General features: G+C 50.9%; 13 protein-coding genes and 1 tRNA gene. 6 read left to right on the forward strand and 8 right to left on the reverse strand.

The features are described 5' to 3' along the window. The first annotated feature begins 232 nt into the window (after positions 1-232). Both CODIS_RS13820 and CODIS_RS13825 read left to right on the forward strand, forming a co-directional pair. Entirely contained in the window at positions 233-1111 is an 879-nt protein-coding gene (locus CODIS_RS13820) for a phosphate/phosphite/phosphonate ABC transporter substrate-binding protein (protein ID WP_162420224.1), read from the forward strand. Then, complete coding sequence (locus CODIS_RS13825; RefSeq protein WP_083220770.1) at positions 1056-3605, forward strand: EAL domain-containing protein; 2550 nt, start codon at positions 1056-1058, stop codon at positions 3603-3605. The genes CODIS_RS13820 and CODIS_RS13825 overlap by 56 nt, the downstream gene beginning before the upstream one ends. A gap of 4 nt (positions 3606-3609) precedes the next feature. Here CODIS_RS13825 and CODIS_RS13830 read toward each other — a convergent pair whose 3' ends face one another. The 3 genes from CODIS_RS13830 to CODIS_RS20555 all read right to left on the reverse strand — a co-directional run bounded on the left by CODIS_RS13830 (position 3610) and on the right by CODIS_RS20555 (position 5683). Continuing rightward, a complete protein-coding gene (locus tag CODIS_RS13830; protein ID WP_069126251.1) occupies positions 3610-3948 on the reverse strand; it encodes a nitrous oxide-stimulated promoter family protein in 339 nt (112 codons plus the stop codon). Positions 3949-4079: 131 nt separating this feature from the next. Further along, complete coding sequence (locus tag CODIS_RS13835) at positions 4080-5066, reverse strand: HD domain-containing phosphohydrolase (RefSeq protein WP_069126252.1); 987 nt, start codon at positions 5064-5066, stop codon at positions 4080-4082. Between the two features lie 32 nt (positions 5067-5098). Continuing rightward, positions 5099-5683, reverse strand: a complete 585-nt coding sequence (locus CODIS_RS20555) for a response regulator (protein ID WP_083220771.1) — start codon at positions 5681-5683, stop codon at positions 5099-5101. A gap of 455 nt (positions 5684-6138) precedes the next feature. Between CODIS_RS20555 and CODIS_RS13845 the strand changes: the two genes are divergently transcribed. The 4 genes from CODIS_RS13845 (at position 6139) to CODIS_RS13860 (ending at position 14584) form a co-directional block, all read left to right on the forward strand. Next, positions 6139-10902: a PAS domain S-box protein gene (locus CODIS_RS13845; RefSeq protein ID WP_069126259.1), complete on the forward strand. Its 4764-nt coding sequence runs from the start codon at positions 6139-6141 to the stop codon at positions 10900-10902. A gap of 98 nt (positions 10903-11000) precedes the next feature. Next, positions 11001-11459, forward strand: coding sequence for a response regulator (locus CODIS_RS13850; protein WP_069126262.1), 459 nt, complete (start codon positions 11001-11003; stop codon positions 11457-11459). A gap of 7 nt (positions 11460-11466) precedes the next feature. Next, complete coding sequence (locus CODIS_RS13855) at positions 11467-13542, forward strand: putative bifunctional diguanylate cyclase/phosphodiesterase (protein ID WP_069126264.1); 2076 nt, start codon at positions 11467-11469, stop codon at positions 13540-13542. A 292-nt stretch (positions 13543-13834) separates the two neighbouring features. Continuing rightward, positions 13835-14584 carry a DUF2189 domain-containing protein gene (locus tag CODIS_RS13860; protein WP_069126267.1) on the forward strand — a complete coding sequence of 250 codons (750 nt, stop codon included), beginning with the start codon at positions 13835-13837 and terminating at the stop codon, positions 14582-14584. A gap of 228 nt (positions 14585-14812) precedes the next feature. On the opposite strand, the gene CODIS_RS13865 is transcribed toward CODIS_RS13860, so the two are convergent. The 5 genes from CODIS_RS13865 to uvrB all read right to left on the reverse strand — a co-directional run bounded on the left by CODIS_RS13865 (position 14813) and on the right by uvrB (position 20490). Then, complete coding sequence (locus CODIS_RS13865; RefSeq protein WP_069126270.1) at positions 14813-16033, reverse strand: hypothetical protein; 1221 nt, start codon at positions 16031-16033, stop codon at positions 14813-14815. Between the two features lie 189 nt (positions 16034-16222). Further along, a complete protein-coding gene (locus CODIS_RS13870; protein ID WP_069126272.1) occupies positions 16223-16663 on the reverse strand; it encodes a universal stress protein in 441 nt (146 codons plus the stop codon). A 741-nt stretch (positions 16664-17404) separates the two neighbouring features. Further along, positions 17405-17481 (reverse strand) — tRNA-Val (locus CODIS_RS13880). Positions 17482-17646: 165 nt separating this feature from the next. After that, on the reverse strand, positions 17647-18300 hold the full coding sequence (locus CODIS_RS13885) for a protein-L-isoaspartate(D-aspartate) O-methyltransferase (protein ID WP_069126278.1): 654 nt from the start codon (positions 18298-18300) through the stop codon (positions 17647-17649). Between the two features lie 183 nt (positions 18301-18483). Next, complete coding sequence (gene uvrB, locus CODIS_RS13890) at positions 18484-20490, reverse strand: excinuclease ABC subunit UvrB (RefSeq protein WP_069126286.1); 2007 nt, start codon at positions 20488-20490, stop codon at positions 18484-18486. Between the last annotated feature and the right edge of the window lie 90 nt (positions 20491-20580).

Consider the following 20580-nt stretch of genomic DNA (forward strand, 5'->3'; position numbering starts at 1 on the left):
GATTGTCTGTTGTAGCTGAATGTCCGTCATGATCCGAATGGGAGATCCGGACTGCGCCATTTTAGAATTGGTCTTTGTCAAAATAATGACATACTGCCTGATATTTACAGTACTAGCTGCTATATATAAACATTACGAATGTTTTAAGATAGCGCTGTTGCTGCCGCTAACAATACACAAATCATGGTTTTTCATGTTTACCATTGATTATCAATCAGATAAAGAATTAATCATGGGTCATCGCCATAAAGTAAACCAAATCAGCCGCAGTGCTTTCAAAGTCAATATCCTACTATTACTGCTCGCTGCCAATCTCTTTACCAGCGTCATGGCTGATCCCCTCCTCGTCGGTATTTTTCCTCGACGCGACGCCGTCGTCACGGCCAACCTGTTTCGCCCGCTGACACGTTATCTGCAGGAGCAGTTGCAACGCCCAGTTAATCTGGAACTGTCTCCGAATTACGATATCTTTCTCGAACGCTTGCAAAAGCGCCACTATGACCTGGTGCATATGAATCAACTCGAATACATCAATGCCCATGAAAAACTCGGTTATGATGCACTGGTTCAAAACGAAGAGTTCGGAGAAAAGACGATCCGCGGAGCAATCTATGTACGCCGTGACTCCGGAATCAGACAGCTTGAACAGCTACGGGACAAGAAAATACTCTTCGGTGGCGGCCCCAGGGCCATGATGAGTTATATCGTGCCTACCTATCTCCTCCGCCAGGCCGGATTAGAGGCGGGTGACTACCAGGAGACCTATGCCATCAACCCACCTAACGCGGTATTATCCACTTATCTCAAACGCACTGACGCGGGTGGGGCCGGAGAGGTGGTTCAACGACTGCCGATGGTAACCAAGAAGATCAATGTGGATGAACTGGCTGTCATTGCCGTCAGCGAGCCGCTTCCGCATCTTCCCTGGGCAGTAAAAGAAGAGATGGATGACGACCTGAAAACAAGGTTAAAAAACCTATTGCTTGGCCTGAAAGCATCACCTCAGGGAGAGGAGATCCTTCGACAAGCGCGCTTGAGCGCCTTCAATCCGGTAGATGACGAAGACTATGATTCTCACCGTGCTATCATCGATGCCATCCATGCCCCCTGACGATGAACACATAACCAAACCGCGCATACCTCCAGTCTATAAAAGGAGCCTGCGTTTCAAATTCATTATCTGGATAACCATCACTCTTGTTATTACACTGGGCGGAGCTGCGCTCTATGTCTACAAAACCCAGCATGACCTCCTTGAAAACAGCCTGCGCAGCAAGGCCAATGCGATTGGAGAGTTCATCGCATTGATCAGCCCCGGCGCCATCTACAGCTATGATGTCTCCGGACTGGATCGCCTGGTCCAGAAGATATCCAACGATGTCGATGTTGTATTTGCCCAGATACGAGCGTTGGAAGGCCATCCGATAACCACTTTTATTCCTGATGGCGTACAACCCGAACAGATTGAGAAATGGATAAAAAATCAATACAAACCAACGGAAGCTGCATATGAACAACCTGCTCTACCCATCATTCTGGAGTATGCCATCAAGGACAATGATCAAGTATTGGGCTGGGTATTGATAGGACTGGATACAACACGTATCAATCGGGTTACTCGTGACGCCGTTATCGATCTGATTCTGATTTATAGTTTAATCGTGATATTTCTGGGTAGTGTCATTTTCATCATATTCAGAATGCAGGTTCTGCACCCGGTGGATATTTTAACCCAGGGAGCATCCCGGATTGCTGAGGGCAACCTGGAAAAGGATGTTCCCATCATCTCAAAAGATGAACTTGGCCGTCTTGCTAAAAGCTTCAATGAGATGATGGACGAGATTAAAATCGATAGAGAAACATTACTGAGCATAAATACCCAGCTTGCTAAAGAGATCGAACAGAGACAAAAAGCCTCGGAGGACCTGAAAAAACTCTCCATGGCAGTGGAGCAAAGTCCCGCGTCAGTCGTTATCACCAATCTGGAGGGAATCATTGAATATGTCAACCCGAAGTTCTCTGAAGTAAGCGGTTATCCGGCACAGGACGTCATTGGCAAACATACCCGCATGCTGGAGGGCGATGTCAACGACAGCGGGATGTTGGACAAAATGTGGAGCACGATAAAAAGGGGTGATATTTGGAAGGGAGAGTCCTGTAATAAGCGAAAAAACGGATCTGTCTATTGGGAATCAGTCGTCATTGCTCCAATTCGCGACAGCAATGGACACATGACCCATTACCTGTCGGTAAAAGAGGATATCACGGATCGAAAGGCATTTGAGGAGAAATTACTTGATCAGGCGACACACGATCAGCTCACGCACTTACCCAATCGGTTTCTCGCCTTTGACCGTCTTCAGCAACTGCTGCAACACGCCAAACGTAACAGTCAACATGTCGCCGTCATCTATATCGATCTGGACAATTTTAAGAATATCAACGACTCGATGGGGCATCCTGTGGGGGATCTGTTATTGATAAAGGTGGCCAAGCGAATAAAAGAGCAGTTGAGATCGGAAGACACCCTGGCACGCTTGGGCGGAGATGAGTTTTTGGCCTTGATACCTGATGTCATTAATCTTTCCACTGATTTGGATCGTGTAGTCAGTAAACTTATTGCGGCTACAGAGCTCCCTTTTCACTTGAATAATAGGGAGGTGAGTATTACATCCAGTCTGGGTATTGCCATCTATCCTGATGACGGCGACGATGTCAGTACCCTAATGAGTAATGCCGATATCGCCTTGTATGAGGCCAAACACGCAGGACGCAACACGTTCCGCTTCTTTACCCATGATCTTAATAAAAAGGTTTCAGAGAGAATTGAACTTGAGACGCAATTGAGCCATGCGCTGGAAGCAGGTGAACTCTACCCTGTCTACCAACCCATTGTTGACATTGAAGACAACTCACTGGTCGGTGCCGAGGTGCTTCTGCGGTGGGAAAACCCCGTATTGGGATCAGTTCCGCCCTCGGATTTCATACCCGTTGCAGAACAGTCGGGAATGATCAAACAGATTACGAACTGGCTGTTTCAAATCGTTCTGGACCATGCCCAGTCCTGGGATCAACGGCCCGATCGGTTCTGGTTATCGGTAAATGTACCACCAAACTACTTCTGTGATGCATCTTTCATTAAGTACATGTCGCGTATTGCTCAACAGGCTAATGATATCGATCTGAAATTATGCGTGGAGATAACCGAAAACCTTATGTTACAGAGTGACGAAGAGGTGTTTGAGATCTTCCATCATTTGAAAAAGCTCGGCGTCGAATCAGCAATGGATGACTTTGGAACCGGTTACTCCTCATTGGCGTATATCAAACGCTTCCCGCTTAATCATCTCAAGATTGACCGCTCATTCATCAATGGACTGCCGGCGGATGTGGACAATAGAGTATTGACGGAAACGATAGTACTGATGGGGAAAAAGTTCGGCATGTCGATCATTGCCGAAGGTGTAGAAACCCTTGATCAGGCAAGATTTCTGAACTCGCTCAACGTTAATTTCGCGCAGGGCTACCATTTCTCCAGACCCATGCCGCATCAAGACTTCGCAGACTATATTGCCAACGCTCAACAGGAAAAAGTTGCAGGATGATCTGTTATTTCCGGGGTTTGGAAAGCTCCGGAACCTCGCGCGTTTTGTCCAACAGATGATATAGACTCAGTATCGGGTGACGAAACAGCATTTTTGGCCCGGCGTAGCGCATCACATCCTGAACTCTCAGACGCATATCCTTGGAATAACAGTGAACAGTACAATGATTACATGCCGGTTTCTTTTCCTGGAAGGGACAGGTATCCAGGCGTCTGTGAGCATAATCCAAGAGTTGATCGCAGGTTTCACATAGTGCTTTATCGGTACGATGATGGTCACGACAATATATTGCCATCATTGCGGATATGGTCTGCTTTTCACGTTTGATTCTATGCTTACCCATGCCCAAGGCGCCTCAACCTAAAGCTCCCAACTTGATAGAGTATAACCAGTGTCAGTAGATAGCTGTGAGCGGTTCATATTATACATGCTGAAATGTGACTGAGATGAGGATTGCTAACAACAGGCTGTGGGTCAATCCGCGTCGAATCTGCCCGGGTCCCGCATGAGTAAATCGATGTAAACCTTACCTATCTCAGGGTCTCGCCAACCCTTGTTGATTTCATCTTCGATTACTTCGACCACATATTCGACTGTTTGCGCCTTGCTGTAGACACGATCGTGTCTCAACGCATCATAGATATCCGCATACTGGAATACCCGGGCAACCAATGGGATTCGATCCCCGGAGAGGCCGTCCGGATAACCGCTGCCGTCCCAACGCTCATGGTGGTGTCGTATGATCGGTACAGCATCCCGCACGCTGTTCAGCCTGTTGCACAAATCTGCACCAATCACAGCATGTCTGCGCATTACACGCCACTCTTCAGGCGTCAGTTCACCGGGTTTCAGCAACACGGAATCGGGTATCCCGATTTTTCCTATATCATGCAGAATGGCCCCTTTTCGCAGCGCCTCCCGATCCGCAACTGTGAGATTCAGGTCTTCCCCAAGGATCCGGCAGGTCCGTATCAAACGGTTACAGTGCTCTCCTGTTGTAGGGTCTCGCGCCTCGACCATCTTTGCCAGTGTAAACAACACCGATGCCGCATTATCCAACTGATCGATCAGATGCTTCATCTCCATGGCTGCCCGGGCGCGCGACTTGAGTTCGAGGGGATCATAGGGCTTTTTGATGAAATCATTGGCACCATTCGACAGGCTATGCCGCAGACTCTCGGGGTTGCCGAAAGCGGTCACCATTATCACCGGTAGCAGATGGTTGTCGAGATCCCGGCGAATCCTGTAACAGACCTCGTCGCCATCGATATCAGGCAACCGCTTGTCCAGCAGTACCAGGTCGAAATCCTCCTGTTCGACCAGTGTCAGTGCCTTGTGTCCTGAATCAGCGGTGATAACCTGGCACGGAAGACTCTGAAGTGTCTCGACATGCATCGTGAGATGCAGCTCGTTATCATCAACGATAAGGATACGATAAGGCCTGTCAGACTGACTGATCATGGAGAAGTCGGAGTCGTTAATTCAGAAAGTGGTCAATCGTCCAGGTCTTCCAGTCCCAATGCCTGCTTGAGCGAATTCAGGGGCAGGGGCTTTGAAAAACAGACTTCAGCACCGAGATTCACAATCTGTTTTTGTAGTTTTTTTGAACAATTTCGACACATAGCAATCACTCTGATGAATTTTGTCTGATGGTCACGTTTTATGAAGCTGCATATTTGAGCACTATCGATACCCGGAACATTTAGGTCCAAGAGTATTACATCGGGATGAAATTGGGTCACCAGACACCCCGCCGTGAAACCATCGTGCGCAACCCTAACCTTTGATACGCCGGCAAAACTGCTCAGTGACTTTTGAAGCGCCATGCAGGATTCAATATCGCTGTCGATAATCAGCAATCTGAATGACATTAAAAGTGACGACTCTACATCGAGACCTTTAATCCGGGCCAACCGGATCACCTCACTGACTGGAAAGCGCCGATGTCCCCCTCTGGTTGTCTCTGCGCGGAGTATTCCCTTACGCGTCCAACCTCGCAACGAGGCTGGTGTGACCTTGAGTATCTCCGCTGTTTCACCCGGCGAAAGATAGTGTCTCTTCCAGGGCTTACGATACATCGTCTAATATCCAATTGCTATCGATTTTAATAATAATCGATAATTTCGAAAAGATTCCCTCGTTCTATTAATGCACTGACCCTAGTCAGTAGATCGGGTTTAAAATGTCATTCCATGTCAATCAATTGCGAGTCAGAGTTCTGACTGCGCTGACCTGTCCCGGTCGACAACAATTGAAAAAAACCCGAGTTTACAACAGACACAAAGTCTATCTACCCCTTCCATTCGATGGATTTTCCCTGAACCCAAACGGGTATCCTGCAACTGATTTTCACCCGCCCTTCATGACATAGGTCAATGTTTATTCTGTTGCGGCTCGTAACCCTGCCGTTATTACCGCTGAATGCCCTGGGCATACTTCAATTTTTGATCCCAATAGCTACCATGAAGATGAGGTAAGGGATGTTTCATCAATCACCCGGGCTCGTCCTTAACAACGTGACTTCACCCTTCGCATGAACAGACGCCCCACTCAGCATGCACTCACTATTGTATTTATCTATGCTGTGGTCTCGGCAGTCTGGATCCTGTGGTCCGACTGGCTGATAGAACAGATAACGGACTCGCAGAGCCAGATGGCGCTCGCCAGCACACTTAAAGGCTGGCTGTTCATCGTCTTGACCTCGATCCTGCTCTACTGGCTGATCCAACGCCTGCAGCACGACAATATAAATCAAAGGCAACAGGTAGAAGGTATACGCTCACTATGGCTTCCGACGCTTCTGCTGGCACTGGTTGTTGTCCCCCTGACACTGATCCTGGTCTACTCAGCCATACAGGACAAAAAATCACCTGAAATCAGTCTATTACAGGCCATTTCAGACCTGAAAGTCGAGCTTGTTGATGATTGGCTGCAGGAACGCTGGCAGCACTCCAATTTCGTACGATACAACCAGGCTATCCCCATCGCTTTCACAAGCTGGCGACAGAACAACGATCAGGCAGCCTTCGATCGTCTGATCGAGCAGCTTGAGGCAATAACAAATATCGGCCATTTCGAGGGCATCAATCTACTGGACGACACCGGTACACTGCTTTGGCAGAGCAAAGGGCTTAACTCTCAGATCGGTAGTAAAAGAATCAGCTTGATTTTAGACCTGGCAAAATCCGGTAATGTGGAAAAGTTCGGGCCCTACAGGGACAGCCATGGACTGGCGTATCTGGATTTCATCGTACCTTATCAGGATGAGCATCAGGTAACCGAGTTTATATTAGTCCTGCATATGGGCCTTACCGACACCCTTCTCTCCACGGTCAGCGAATGGCCGCTACCGAGCAATAGCGGAGAAGTGGTCATGTTCCGCCGGGACGGAACAGAGCTGGAATTTCTCAATAACCTGAGACATGCATCAAACGCCTCGATGCAACTCCGCTGGCCCCTCGCCGACAGGGAACTGTTAGCCGCCCAGCTGGCGCGGGGGGATCTCGGCATGGCCCATGTTATCGAGGGTAAGGACTACCGCCATGAATCCGTATTCGGCGTGGGTCGCAACATACCCGCTACGGATTGGTTCCTGTTGGCGAAGATGGACTGGTCGGAAGTCTATAATGAAGCCCTGCATGATGCCATCTGGATGGGGCTGAGTGGTTTTATGGCCCTTTTCATTGGTGTGTTCGGCATCTATCTGCTTCGACAGCGTCAACAGCTCGCAGTGGCCAATGCCATCCGCCAGGCCCAGTCTGAACGGATCCAGGCGCTGAATCTCCTATCGACCATCGCCGATTCATCCACCGATGCCGTTTTCGCCAAGGATCTGCAGGGGCGCTATCTCCTCTTCAACAGGCAGGCTGAGCTATTCAGCGGGAAAACGAAAGATCAGGTGCTTGGTCAGGATGACAGATTGCTGTTTCCGCCGGATCAGGCGGAAATAATCATGGCAAACGACCGCATGCGGGTGGAGCAAGATGAGGTGACGACCCTTCACGAACACCTGGATACCGACCTGGGCCGGATCACCTTTCTGGCGACCAAGGGACCGTTGAAGGATGAGAACGGAGAGATCATCGGTGTCTTTGGGGTTTCGCGGGATATCACCGCAATGCATACCATGGAGGAGGAGCTGCGCAAGAAGGAGAGTCGTCTTCGCACCCTGTTCCAAACCTTGCCCGACCTGATTTGGCTGAAAGATCCGGATGGCGTCTACCTTTCATGCAATCAAACATTTGAACGTTTTTTCGGCGCGATTGAATCTGAAATTCAGGGAAAAACCGACTATGACTTTGTCGATCGGGAACTGGCGGACTTCTTCCGTGCCAATGATCAAATTGCCGTCGAAGCAGGTGAGTCCGTATCCAATAAAGAGTGGATCACATTTGCCGACGACGGCCATAAAGCCCTCCTGCTGACCACGAAAACCCCGGTATATGCCGATTCAGGCGGATTGGTTGGTGTGCTTGGAATCGGTCGGGACATTACATCCCTACATAAAACCGAAGAGGCGTTGCGGGAGAGCATGGAGCACTTCCGTCTCTTCTACGAGAATGCACCGATAGCTTACGAGTCCCTGGATGAGAATGGCACTATTCTCGATGTCAATCCGGCATGGTTGGAGTTGCTCGGCTTTAACACCGATGACCGCGATCAAGTCATCGGCAGGCACATCTCCGAATTCATAGTGGCCGAGCAACACCCGCTATTGGAACAGCGTTTCGTTGGTTTTCTGGCTGATGGCAAAGTGATGGGCAAGGAGTACGATTTTATCCATCGTGACGGCCATATCGTCACTGTTTCAGTCGATGGTCGTACCGGACACGATGCTCAAGGTGCATTCAAGCAGACCCACTGCGTTCTACACGATATTACAGCAAGGAAACAGTATGAAAGGTATATGGAGACCCAGGCTCGGCGCGCCTCCGCTTTGTTGGAACTGCCGGAAATAGCCCAGAACTTTGATGACCCTGAATTTATGCAACATGGCCTGGCACTGACCGAGGAATTGACCGACAGCCGGATCTCCTTCATTCATTTCGTCAATCAGGATCAGGAGAGTATCGAACTGGTGACCTGGTCAAAACGCACCCAGGAGGAGTATTGCCAGGCGCTCCATGACAAACACTACCCGATCAAGGATGCGGGTATCTGGGCCGACTCATTCCGCCAGCGCAAGCCGGTTGTTTTCAATGATTATCAGGGAGCATCGGAAAAACACGGACTCCCCGACGGTCATGCCATTCTCACCCGTCTCATCAGCCTACCCGTGATTGAGAACGATCGGGTTGTCTTGCTGGCCGGGGTCGGTAATAAAAAGGACAATTACACGGAGCTCGATGTAGAGACGATACAACTGATCGCCAATGAGATCTGGCACATCGTGCAGCGACGGCGGAGCCTAAAGGCGCTGGCCGCAAGCGAAGCCCGCTACCGTGAACTGGTGGACAACATGAGCGATGGTGTTGCGGTCTACGAAGCGGTGGATGATGGCAATGATTTTATCTTCCGGGAGTACAATAAATCGGGTGAACGTATCGGCAGAAACAGCCGCGCTGATGTGATTGGCCAACGGGTGACCGAAGTGTTCCCAGGTGTCGATACGCTAGGATTGCTGGCGGTGTTCAGGCGTGTCTGGCAGAGCGGTGAGGCGGAGTACTTTCCCATCGACAGCTACCGGGATGAGCGTCTGCAATTGTGGGTGGAAAACTATGTCTATCGTCTGCCCGGCGGTGAAATCGTCGCGATCTTCAACGATGTTACCGACCGAAAGCTGGCTGAAAACGCCTTACTTGAGAGCGAGGAGAAATATCGCCTTCTGGTGGAGAACCAGACCGACCTGGTGGTAAAAGTCGATCCGGAGGGGCGATTCGATTTCGTCAGCCCTTCGTACTGTAAAATGTTCGGCACAAGTGAAGAGGAGCTGTTGGGTAACAAGTTCATGCCATTGGTGCATAAGGACGATCAGGCAAAGACGCTTGAAGCGATGCAGCAACTCTATCACACCCCCTACACCGCCTACCACGAACAACGCGCCATGACGAGTTCCGGATGGCGCTGGCTGGGGTGGATGGACACCGCTGTGCTCGACAAAGATGGGAATGTGACCGCCATCATCGGTGTGGGCCGGGACATCACGGAAAGGATTGAGGCCATGAAAGCCTTGCGCGAGAGCGAAGAACGCTACCGCGCCGTGGTGGAGGATACACCGGTTCTGATCTGTAGCTTTCTGCCGGATGGCAAAATCACATTTGCCAACCAGGCCTACTGCGACTACTTTGAAAAAAGTGCCGATGCGCTGATCGGCAGCAAGTTCACCGACCTGGTCCCGGCTCAGGACAGAGAGACAGTCATGAGCCACATCAAAGCCTTGACACCCACCACACCAACACAGTCTCACGAACATCAAGTCATCACAAAGTCAGGGGAAACACGCTGGCAACGCTGGACCAACCGCGCCCTGTTCACGCCTCAGGGCGAGATCCTATCCTATCAGTCCATCGGCCAGGACATCACCGAACGCAAGCAGGCGGAAATCAAGGTCAGCCGGCTGAATAACGAGCTGGAAGCACGCGTGATCGAACGTACCGGTGAGCTGGAATCGGCCGTCAAGGAACTGGAATCATTTGTCTACTCCGTATCACACGACCTGCGGGCACCCCTGCGGGCGGTAACCGGTTTCGCCCATATCCTCGTCAACCGTCATGCGGATTCCCTCAATGATGAGGGGCGCCACTATCTGGAAAACGTTCTCCAGGCAGGCAGCCACATGGGTGATCTGATCGATGACCTGCTGCAATACTCTCGCACCGGACGTGGTACGTTGCAGATGCGCCCGATCGAGCTGGCTCCCATCATCGATGGGCTGCAGGTCACTTTCAGTGAGCGTATCGATAACTGTGATGCCAAGCTGATCATCGAAAAACCCCTTGCCACACCCTTGGGGGATGCCACGCTGATCGGGCAACAATTCAGCAACCTGATCGACAACGCCCTGATCTACCATAAACCGGATATCGCACCGGTCATACGCATCGCTTCGAAACGTGACGATAACCGGGTTTTCATCACGATTGAGGATAATGGCATCGGTATCGCGCCCGAATACCATCAGAAGATCTTCCAGGTTTTTCAACGCCTGCACAGTCAGGATGAATATCCGGGTACCGGTGTCGGTCTGGCCATCGTGGCCAAGGCCGCGCGTATGATGTCGGGCGAGGTTAGGGTGGAATCATCCATCGGCATCGGCAGTAAATTCACTATCGTGCTGCCAATAGCGGAGGTACATTAATCCCTGTATCGGATATTGGGAAGCCAAGCTGTTGACAGATTTAGTTAATTTATCGCAATCTATCCCTTAGACCAGGACAACAATAAAGGCCAAGGACCATGAGCAAACCCGCCGTAATCCTACTGGTTGACGACAGCCGCATGGATGTGGAACTGACCCTTGATGCGTTCAAGGAAGCGCGCCTTTCCAATCGCATTGAGGTCTCCTACAGCGGTCAGGAGGCGCTGGACTACCTGTTTGGCAACGAGCACTTCGCCGACCGCAACCGACATCCCCTTCCGGACCTGATACTGCTCGATCTGAAGATGCCGGGTGTGGACGGCTTCCAGGTGTTGCAGCGAATCAAGGGGACACCCCTGATCAAACGCATACCGGTAGTCATTCTCACTTCCTCAAAGGAAGAGGGAGACCGGGCACTCTCCTACGATATCGGCGCCAACTCCTACCTGGTCAAGCCCGTCGCCTTCACAGGGTTCGTCGAGGTGGTCCGTCAGATCGAAGACTATTGGCTGACACTCAATATCGGGGCGCCAATGACTGCAGACGATTCCGCCTGATCCCAATATGTCACTTAATATACTCATTGTCGAGGATCTGCCCTACGATGCCGAGTTGATGGCATTACGGCTCAGGGACGAGGGATTCGACCTGGACTACACCCGCGTGCAGAGGGAATCCGCCTATCTGGAGGCCCTTGAGAAATCACCGGACCTTATACTATGCGATTGGCACCTGCCTCAATTCAGTGGACAACGGGCCCTCTCCCTGCTGCGGCAACAGAATCTCGACATTCCTTTCATCATCGTCTCCGGCGGCATCGGTGAAGAGGCAGCCGTCGATGCCCTGCGGCAGGGTGCCAACGATTATGTTTTGAAAGACCGCCCGGCGAGACTGGGAGAAGCGGTAAGACGCGTTCTGATCGACAAACAACTGAGAATGGCGCACCGGACTGCGGAGGAAAAACTCCGTCTTGCGGATCGGGCCTTTCAGAATACCGCAGAAGGGATCACAGTCACCGACGCAAGTGGCAACATCGTCTCTACAAATCCGGCCTTTGAGGCCATCACCGGTTATTCTCATGAAGAGGTGCTGGGACTGAATCCCCGAGTGCTGAAGTCGGGCCATCATTCAGACTCCTTTTACAAAGAGATGTGGGACACCCTCTTATTAACCGGCCATTGGCGTGGAGAGATCTGGAATCGACGCAAGAACGGTGATGCCTACCCGGAATGGCTCACCATCAGTGCTGTTAAAGACGGCAACGACGAGACAACACACTATGTTGGTGTATTTACAGATATCAGCCAGATCAAAGAGGCGCAGGATCAAATCAACTTTCTTGCCCACCACGATGCCCTGACCCGGTTACCCAACCGCGCCCTGTTCAGGGAGCGTTTCGATCATGCCCTGATGCATGCGAGGCGTGAAAATGCTTCCATCGCTTTGCTTTTTCTCGATCTGGACCGCTTCAAGACAGTCAATGACACCCTCGGACATCCCGTGGGCGATCAGGTGCTCCTGGAAGTCAGCAAGCGCATGAATCTAATCATCCGAGCCAGCGATACCCTGGCGCGGTTGGGAGGGGATGAGTTCGTGCTGCTCCTTGAGGAACAGACCGATGCTCAGCATGCCGCCGTAGTGGCCCGTAAACTGATCGACCTGTTTTCCAGGCCCATGATCATCGGCGAGCATGAACTGGTGGTGACTGCAAGTATCGGTATAACCCTCTATCCTAATGACGGCGACGATCCGGACAAGCTGATCCGCCATGCCGACCGGGCGATGTACGAAGCCAAACAGCAAGGCCGCAATACCTACCGTTTTTTCACCCAGGCATTGACCGAGGGTGCGCTTGAACGTTTGATGATGGAGAACGATTTGCGTCGCGCCGTCGCCCGCAACGAACTGATCCTGCACTATCAACCTATCGTGAATCTGGAGACCCGGCAGTTGCAGGGAATTGAGGCACTTGTTCGATGGCAGCATCCGGAACAGGGCCTGATCGCGCCTGGTCTATTCATCGAACTCGCCGAAGAGATCGGTATCATCGGCGAAATCGGTCAGTGGGTTCTGCGTGCAGCATGCTCTCAGCTCGCCAGATGGGACCGCGACGGTTTTAAAGTACCCCGCATATCGGTCAATCTGTCAGTGCAACAAATCGACCGTGAAGGCCTGATCACAATGGTGTCTGAGGAGTTGAACAGCAGCGGACTGTCACCTGAACGGCTGGAACTCGAGGTCACAGAGTCGATGTTGATACGCAATCCTGAATTGAGCCGTACCGTACTCAGCGAACTCCGGACTCTCGGAGTCAAATTTGCAATCGATGATTTCGGCACCGGTTACTCGAGTCTGGCCTACCTCAAGTTACTGCCCCTGGACCACCTCAAGATCGATCAATCCTTTGTGCGGGATATCGGTAAAGACGCCAATGATGAAGCGATCGTGCGGGCCATCATAGGGATGTCGAAAAGCCTTGGCCTCGAATCGGTCGCCGAAGGTGTGGAGGAGGCGCATCAAGCCCGGTTTTTACAACAGGCCGGCAGCGATCTTGCGCAGGGTTATCTCTACAGCCGTCCACTGCCGGCTGATGAGATATTCAGTAACTGGATTCGGACTGAAAACACAGAGACGATATAGTGCCGTTATACTCTCCACCTCCATCATTTCAAACACGATCAACAGCATAAACCGACACTGCATCCCAGTTAGGCGACAGATAAAAAAAGCACTCAGGGCAAACTAAAAGTCAAGATTTACCTGTGCTACCCAGTCAATATTAGATTAAAGCAAGCATACGCCAGGAGTTATTAGCGAAAGTTAACATAGTTTGGATTTATTCCAATAATCTCACTGATTGGCCTTGAAACCTCATTTTCACTATATTTACTGCGAAGAGTGTTCGGAATAATTATCTTAGAGGAGGTGCGGGATGCAAAAGCAAACAGGAGATTCCAACGGGGATATTGTTCCTCTCTACGCACCTTGCCGTAAGCTCTCTATCGGCGACCCTTTCAGATGGTTGAAGATGGGGTGGCAGGATTTCAAGCGCACACCTTGGCACAGCTTGGCATACGGTTTGGCATTCGTCTTTTTCGGTTGGCTGTTTCTTTATGTTGCATTGGCCAATGATAATAATGCCTTGATCGTCAGCCTCATTTTTGGCTTCCTGATCATGGGGCCCGTGCTCTGCTTCGGTCTTTACGACATCAGCCATCAACTCGAACAGAACCACAAGCCAACATTCCGTCACGAGCGCCAGAAGGCTTTCCATGAAATGGGACACGAGCGTTTATTCGCGACGATGATGAGTATGTTGTTAGTACTCCTGTTCATGGTGCTATCGATAATGGCCGGGATAGAGCCGGAATTCGGGCAGACTACAGGCTCTTATGTGGTGGCGTCTTTGTTGATCGCCATGGTTTTTGCAGGCCTGGCCTTTTGTACAAGTGTGTTCACACTACCGATGATTCTGCACCAGGATACCGATGGAGCGACAGCGATATTAACCAGTATCAATGCGGTATTGCGAAATACGCGGGTATTGGCGCTCTGGGCTTTAATAATCTTCGTATTGACGGCTGTAGGATTCGTGACTCTGATCGGTCTCGCGTTGATAGCACCCGTGCTCGGTTATGCCACTTGGCACGGGTACCGTGAGACGATCATCACGAAGGGATAAGAAGCAAGCCAGTAGGCAAGCGGCTTAACCGTTCAAGATAACCGGCTCCTTGGGAGCCGTTTTATTAGTGCCTGTTGCAACGCACAATCATAATCGAAAGACCGCTTGATCGATTTTATTGGACTCCTCGGGGGACGGACCTAACGTATTTCAAGCCTAACTGCTGAGAAGTGCCATTACTTGCCACCTTCAGGCACAAAAATAGTTGCTTATCGGAGTTTCCGGTATCTATTCAGCTGGAATCGCGAATAACACAACAAATGCCAGAATGGTTGCCAAGGTGGCAAAGTTACCGAAGCGCAACCAGTAGGCTTTGTGTTCGCGATGATGGTGGTTCACGAAAAGGGCAACCACACACTGCAGCAGGTAATACAGTGCGAAAGCACGGGAAGCGAGGGCGATGATCTCCAGCAGGTCTGCGGTCCATATCAATGCAATGGCGAAGACCGATACCACCAGGTAACCCTTGTTGGACGATAATCTCCCCCTGCTGGTTTCACTCGCCAGACCTCCGGCACCGACGGTATCGGCAACACCTGCGCTGAACTGGCTCATGACTGCGGCCACAATCAGCATCAAGGGCAGTGCGGTTGCCGCCAGTCCGGTTGCGGTCACTATGTCTGCGATCCGGATATGCGCGAGATCGAGGTGTTGCACGATCGGCAGCAATACGATGACGGATACCACATACAGGACACCTGAAATCAGTTGCGCCCGACGCATGGTTTGTACACGCATATCGGCATGATATTTTTCACCCAGAAACCGCGATGTCTCGAATCCCTGCACGACCAGCAAAATACCGGCCAGCATAAACGCCTTGGTCATCCAGCTTCTTTCCTGGATATCAAAGACGAGCTGTTGTTCGGACTGAATGAAGTTGTAGTCGTATACAGCTACCCCGATCAACAGTGCGGCAACAATGGACAGTTGGATGGACATTGCATACGCTTCAAGTTTCTCAAGTCCCCCCAGTCCGCGCAGAAAACCGGTCACGGCGATAAAAACTATGATGATTGTCGTCAGGGTTCTTTCCCAGCCGAAGGCATCCACAAATCCCAGGTAGTTCAGCAAAAAAGACGACAGCAATGACAGATAGAACGCAACTGCAGTTACGTAAGCGAGGGAAAGCGCGGCATTGGCAACAAAATCGATTTTGTATATCCACGGGTGAGCATTCTTATCGTGCAGGAGGGGCTCGGCATGAATAATATTGAAACGAATCACACCGCCAATGGCATAGGCGAGTACAACGATGACAATGACTGCGAGAGGAGAATAGACGCCGATCACGCTCGCAAGCATTGGAGCTATGATCAGAAACCCGCTGCCGATTATGGAGGAGAGTGGCGTGAGTGTCGTCTGCCAGGACACATTTTTGAGTAAGCGAGGATGGAACATGATCAGCAATACAACGGCTGCAATAACCACAAGTATGACGTTCAGCATATGTCCGTCCGTTTTTTTTTAGAATTCCCTGCAAAAACCTACCGCAACAGGGGGTAATTCTTGTTATCTTAGTTAGTATTATGGCCAGTATGACACTATGAACGTCAGGAGTGTGTTGGGGAAAACCCTATAAACGCTCTTGGCTGGGAGTTGCTGTATTGGAATGTTAGATCTGACGCTGTTTCTACTTCAGGTACGTTGATGTGTTGGGACAACGAGTATCGGGCATTGGGATTTATGAAGAATCCCCTCGCTGACGCTACCCACAAGAAGCTGATACATCGCACTTCGTCCATGAGTACCTACAACAATCATATCCACATCCAGATCCGATGCCTCCTTAAGAATTGTTTCTATTGTTGGCCCATGCACAAGAAGCGCTGTCGTTTCCAGGCCTTCTTTGCGCAATCGCTTCGCTATTTCTTGGATCTGGCGATGCTCACGATGGAATTTTTCCGCAAGGGACTCTCGGGCCGCTTGCGGATCTGCTCTGAATTCCAGGACGTCCGGCTCAGGCTCTGCGTTATGCAGGATCCACACCTTTGCTGAAAATGCCTTGGCGATTTCTTCCGCCTTTTCCACAATTATCTGTGTGGAATCAGAAAGGTCCACTGCCACCAAAAGTTTCATATCTTCTCTCCATCAGTTACGCACCATAGTACCAAACTGTATTCGACCGACCAATCGATCAGACTAAGTGGTATTCATAAACCAGTTCCTTCCAACCCTTATGGAATCCACGGTCGTTCCTCAGGGGACCACGGGAACATAACCGGAACTGGCCGCCCATACACAAGATTTCGCTCTTCTAATCCCATATTCTCGATGCTGCTTCAGCGGATTGTTTGGGTAAGTATGGTCATCATGGCACAGATGAGCACGAATGACCGTTCAGGGTCGTAAACGACCATCGTACACAGCCAAACTAAATGTCTGCTCCTGGCAAATTACAGGGGGAATATATATGCCTCGCAACTTCATGGCAGGATTTAAGATAAAGGCCTTGTCGGTTCTGTATATACTCCAGTTACTTGCCAGGTGATTGTTAACAGGCTCTATGTAGTTTGGCAGTTTCAAGTGAAGGGTCAGACTTTTTACCAGGCCTTTCATCTGACGCAGTCGCTATCGCGCCTGCTCCGCTGAAGGCAGCGGTAATGAATCAAAATATGGGAGTTTCACCCATATTTCGTGACCACATATAATTACAGAAGCGATCTGTTTAAAAAGATAGATTTACCGGACGGTTACGATTCAAATCCAAATTATAATCCTACAAGGGAATATTGATATCTCTGAAAATAAACTTTTCAGCCCAAGGCCATTTAGGCACAAAAAAAGCACTCAGGGCAAACCATAAGTGCTTGTTTTCATTGGTAGGCGCGATTGGAGTCGAACCAACGACCTCTACCATGTCAAGGTAGCGCTCTAACCAACTGAGCTACGCGCCTTTGAGACGGCGAATCATACAGGTTGCCCCATATCCATTGCAACCCCGCCACTCCAACGAATGAATTGTAGTCTTTCATGCCACCAGTTGATCCATGCCGGTGCTATCCTTTGACCAGATATGCAACCTGGAAAAGGGCGACCTTAAAGAAGGGTTCGATGGTGGGTCAGCGTGATCCGCTAAGTGGCACAAATGAGACAGGGAGGAGTCTGGTTATTTTCACGGTCCCGTATTGGTCTTTCTTCACCAGCAGCAGATCCTGGCTGTAGGGCCGTTCTCCCACCGGTAGTACAAGACGCCCTCCCGGGGCAAGCTGATCGATCAGCGGTTGTGGGATATGCTCAACGGCTGCTGTCACCATGATGGCATCGAAGGGCGCCATTTCTGACCAACCGTAATAACCGTCGCCCACCTGGAAGCTTATATTTGTATAACCGGCTTTTTCTAGACGACGGCGGGACTTTTTTGCCAATGCCGGGATGATCTCGATGCTATAGAGATGATCGACCAATTCCGCCAATACGGCGGTCTGGTAGCCCGATCCGGTACCCACTTCAAGTATCTTGTCGTCTCTATTCGGCGCCATCAGGTCTGTCATCAGGGCGACGATGAATGGTTGCGAAATGGTTTGACCCTTGCCGATAGGCAGCGGACTGTTGTCGTAGGCATGGGGACGAAAGGATTTATTGACGAAACGCTGTCGCGGCACTCGACTCATGGCGGCCAGAACATGATCATTGAGATGGTCCAGACCCGTCATGCGGCAGGCGTAGTTCGCCTCCGCCTGTATATCACTGAGCATTCTTTGAACATCGCCCATATTCAGTACTTATGCCTCAGTGTGTTTGCCTGTTTGAGTTTACAACAGATGTGCCATTTGGAATGACTTTAATTCTAGAAGAAAGATGAGAGAAATAAAGTATTTATTTTAAATACTTTATATTTCCCTTCTTAATATCGGGCAATATCGCCACCAAGGTAAATGTTGCTAATTGTCAAGTATTTACACTACCAATCCCCGATCCTGCAGGCTCTTGATCTGATCACGGATCTTAGCCGCCTCCTCGAATTCAAGATCCTGGGCATGGCGATACATCTGTTGCTCCAATTGTTGGATCCGCTTTGCCATCTGTGATGGCGAGAGGCCCGCATACTCCATCTCCTCTTCCGCCACCCTGGCATAACGCTTGGCGCTGAGCTGACCCCCTGGATAGGCAGTTTCCATGACGTCCGAAATCGATTTCAGGATGGTCTGGGGTGTGATGCCATTGACCCGGTTATAGTCAATCTGCCTGGCCCGCCGCCGATTGGTCTCATCGATCGCCCGTTCCATCGAGCCGGTAATCTGATCCGCGTAAAGGATCGCCATGCCGTTGGCATTGCGCGCGGCACGGCCAATCGTTTGGATCAAGGAGCCTTCTGAACGCAGAAATCCCTCTTTATCCGCATCCAGGATGGCTACCAGGGAGACCTCCGGCATATCCAGGCCTTCGCGCAACAGATTGATACCGACCAATACATCGAACTCACCCAGGCGCAGATCACGAATGATCTCAACCCGCTCCACCGTATCGATATCGGAATGGAGATAACGCACGCGCACATCATGATCACCGAGATAGTCGGTGAGATCTTCCGCCATACGCTTGGTTAGGGTGGTCACCAAAACACGCTCTTTTCTCGCCACCCGCAGCCGTATCTCGGAGAGAAGGTCGTCGACCTGTGTGCTCGCCGGTCTGACCTCGAGCTGAGGATCGACCAGACCGGTTGGACGGACCACCTGCTCGACAATGGCACCCGAGTGATCGATCTCATAATCGCGCGGTGTCGCGCTGACATAGATGGTCTGCGGGGCTCGATATTCGAACTCTTCGAACCGCAGCGGCCGGTTGTCGAGTGCGGAGGGAAGGCGAAATCCGTACTCAACCAATGTCTCCTTGCGCGATCTGTCGCCACGATACATACCGCCGAGTTGCGGTATGGTGACATGACTCTCATCCACCACCAGCAAGGCCTCATCCGGCAGGTAGTCGAACAGGGTTGGAGGCGGTTCACCAGCAGCCCGTCCGGAGAGAAAGCGGGAGTAGTTTTCAATACCTGAGCAGTAACCCAACTCGGTGATCATCTCGATGTCAAAACGGGTGCGTTGATCGAGGCGTTGCGCCTCCACCAGCTTATTCGACGAATCCAGCTGCTTCAGTCGCTGCTGCAGTTCCAACTTAATCTGATCCACCGCCTGCAACAGGGTCTCCCTCGGTGTCACATAGTGGCTCTTGGGATAGACCGAGTAGCGCGGCACCTTGCGTTTGATCTCACCGGTGAGTGGATCGAACACGGAGAGACTCTCGATCTCATCATCGAACAACTCCACCCGTACCGCCTCGGCGTCCGATTCCGCCGGATAGATATCGATCACTTCACCCCGTACACGAAATGTCGCTCGGTGCAGTTCCACATCATTGCGCTTGTATTGCAGCTCTGCCAAACGTCGCAGGATGGCCCGCTGATCGATGATCTCGCCACGACTCAGGTGTAACATCATCCCCAGATAGGCACGCGGGTCGCCCAGACCATAGATAGAAGAGACCGTGGCCACGATAATCGTATCCGGGCGTTCCAGCAGGGCCTTGGTTGCCGACAGGCGCATCTGCTCGATATGGTCATTGATGGAAGCGTCCTTCTCGATAAAGGTATCGGATGCGGGCACATAGGCTTCTGGCTGATAGTAGTCGTAGTAGGATACAAAATACTCGACCGCATTTTCGGGAAAGAACTCCTTGAATTCCCCATACAACTGGGCAGCCAGGGTCTTGTTGGGGGCCAGCATCAAGGTTGGGCGTTGCAGCCGTTGAATGACATTGGCGATGGTAAAGGTTTTACCCGAACCGGTGACACCCAACAGGGTCATGCCGGCCTCACCGTCCCTCAAACCCTCCTCGAGACAACTGATTGCCTCCGGCTGGTCGCCTGCGGGAGAGAAATTTGCAATTAATTTGAACGCTTTGCTCATTTGGGGATTCTTCATCGTGCTTGAATTGGCTATTATGACATCCCAACAACGCCATCACCGAGTGGCTTTTTTATCAATCCGTCGATCAGC

The sequence above is a fragment of the Candidatus Thiodiazotropha endolucinida genome, assembly GCF_001715975.1.
In the GTDB taxonomy this organism is placed as follows: Bacteria; Pseudomonadota; Gammaproteobacteria; order Chromatiales; family Chromatiaceae; genus Thiodiazotropha; species Thiodiazotropha endolucinida.

Coding starts and splice junctions, on each gene's coding strand:
- CODIS_RS13860 (WP_069126267.1), top strand. CDS start 13,835: ATGCAAAAGCAAACAGGAGATTCCAACGGGGATATTGTTCCTCTCTAC.
- uvrB (WP_069126286.1), bottom strand. CDS start 20,490: ATGAGCAAAGCGTTCAAATTAATTGCAAATTTCTCTCCCGCAGGCGAC.
- CODIS_RS13845 (WP_069126259.1), top strand. CDS start 6,139: ATGAACAGACGCCCCACTCAGCATGCACTCACTATTGTATTTATCTAT.
- CODIS_RS13855 (WP_069126264.1), top strand. CDS start 11,467: ATGTCACTTAATATACTCATTGTCGAGGATCTGCCCTACGATGCCGAG.
- CODIS_RS13835 (WP_069126252.1), bottom strand. CDS start 5,066: ATGATCAGTCAGTCTGACAGGCCTTATCGTATCCTTATCGTTGATGAT.
- CODIS_RS20555 (WP_083220771.1), bottom strand. CDS start 5,683: ATGTATCGTAAGCCCTGGAAGAGACACTATCTTTCGCCGGGTGAAACA.
- CODIS_RS13820 (WP_162420224.1), top strand. CDS start 233: ATGGGTCATCGCCATAAAGTAAACCAAATCAGCCGCAGTGCTTTCAAA.
- CODIS_RS13825 (WP_083220770.1), top strand. CDS start 1,056: ATGACGAAGACTATGATTCTCACCGTGCTATCATCGATGCCATCCATG.
- CODIS_RS13885 (WP_069126278.1), bottom strand. CDS start 18,300: ATGGGCGATGTTCAAAGAATGCTCAGTGATATACAGGCGGAGGCGAAC.
- CODIS_RS13850 (WP_069126262.1), top strand. CDS start 11,001: ATGAGCAAACCCGCCGTAATCCTACTGGTTGACGACAGCCGCATGGAT.
- CODIS_RS13865 (WP_069126270.1), bottom strand. CDS start 16,033: ATGCTGAACGTCATACTTGTGGTTATTGCAGCCGTTGTATTGCTGATC.
- CODIS_RS13870 (WP_069126272.1), bottom strand. CDS start 16,663: ATGAAACTTTTGGTGGCAGTGGACCTTTCTGATTCCACACAGATAATT.
- CODIS_RS13830 (WP_069126251.1), bottom strand. CDS start 3,948: ATGGGTAAGCATAGAATCAAACGTGAAAAGCAGACCATATCCGCAATG.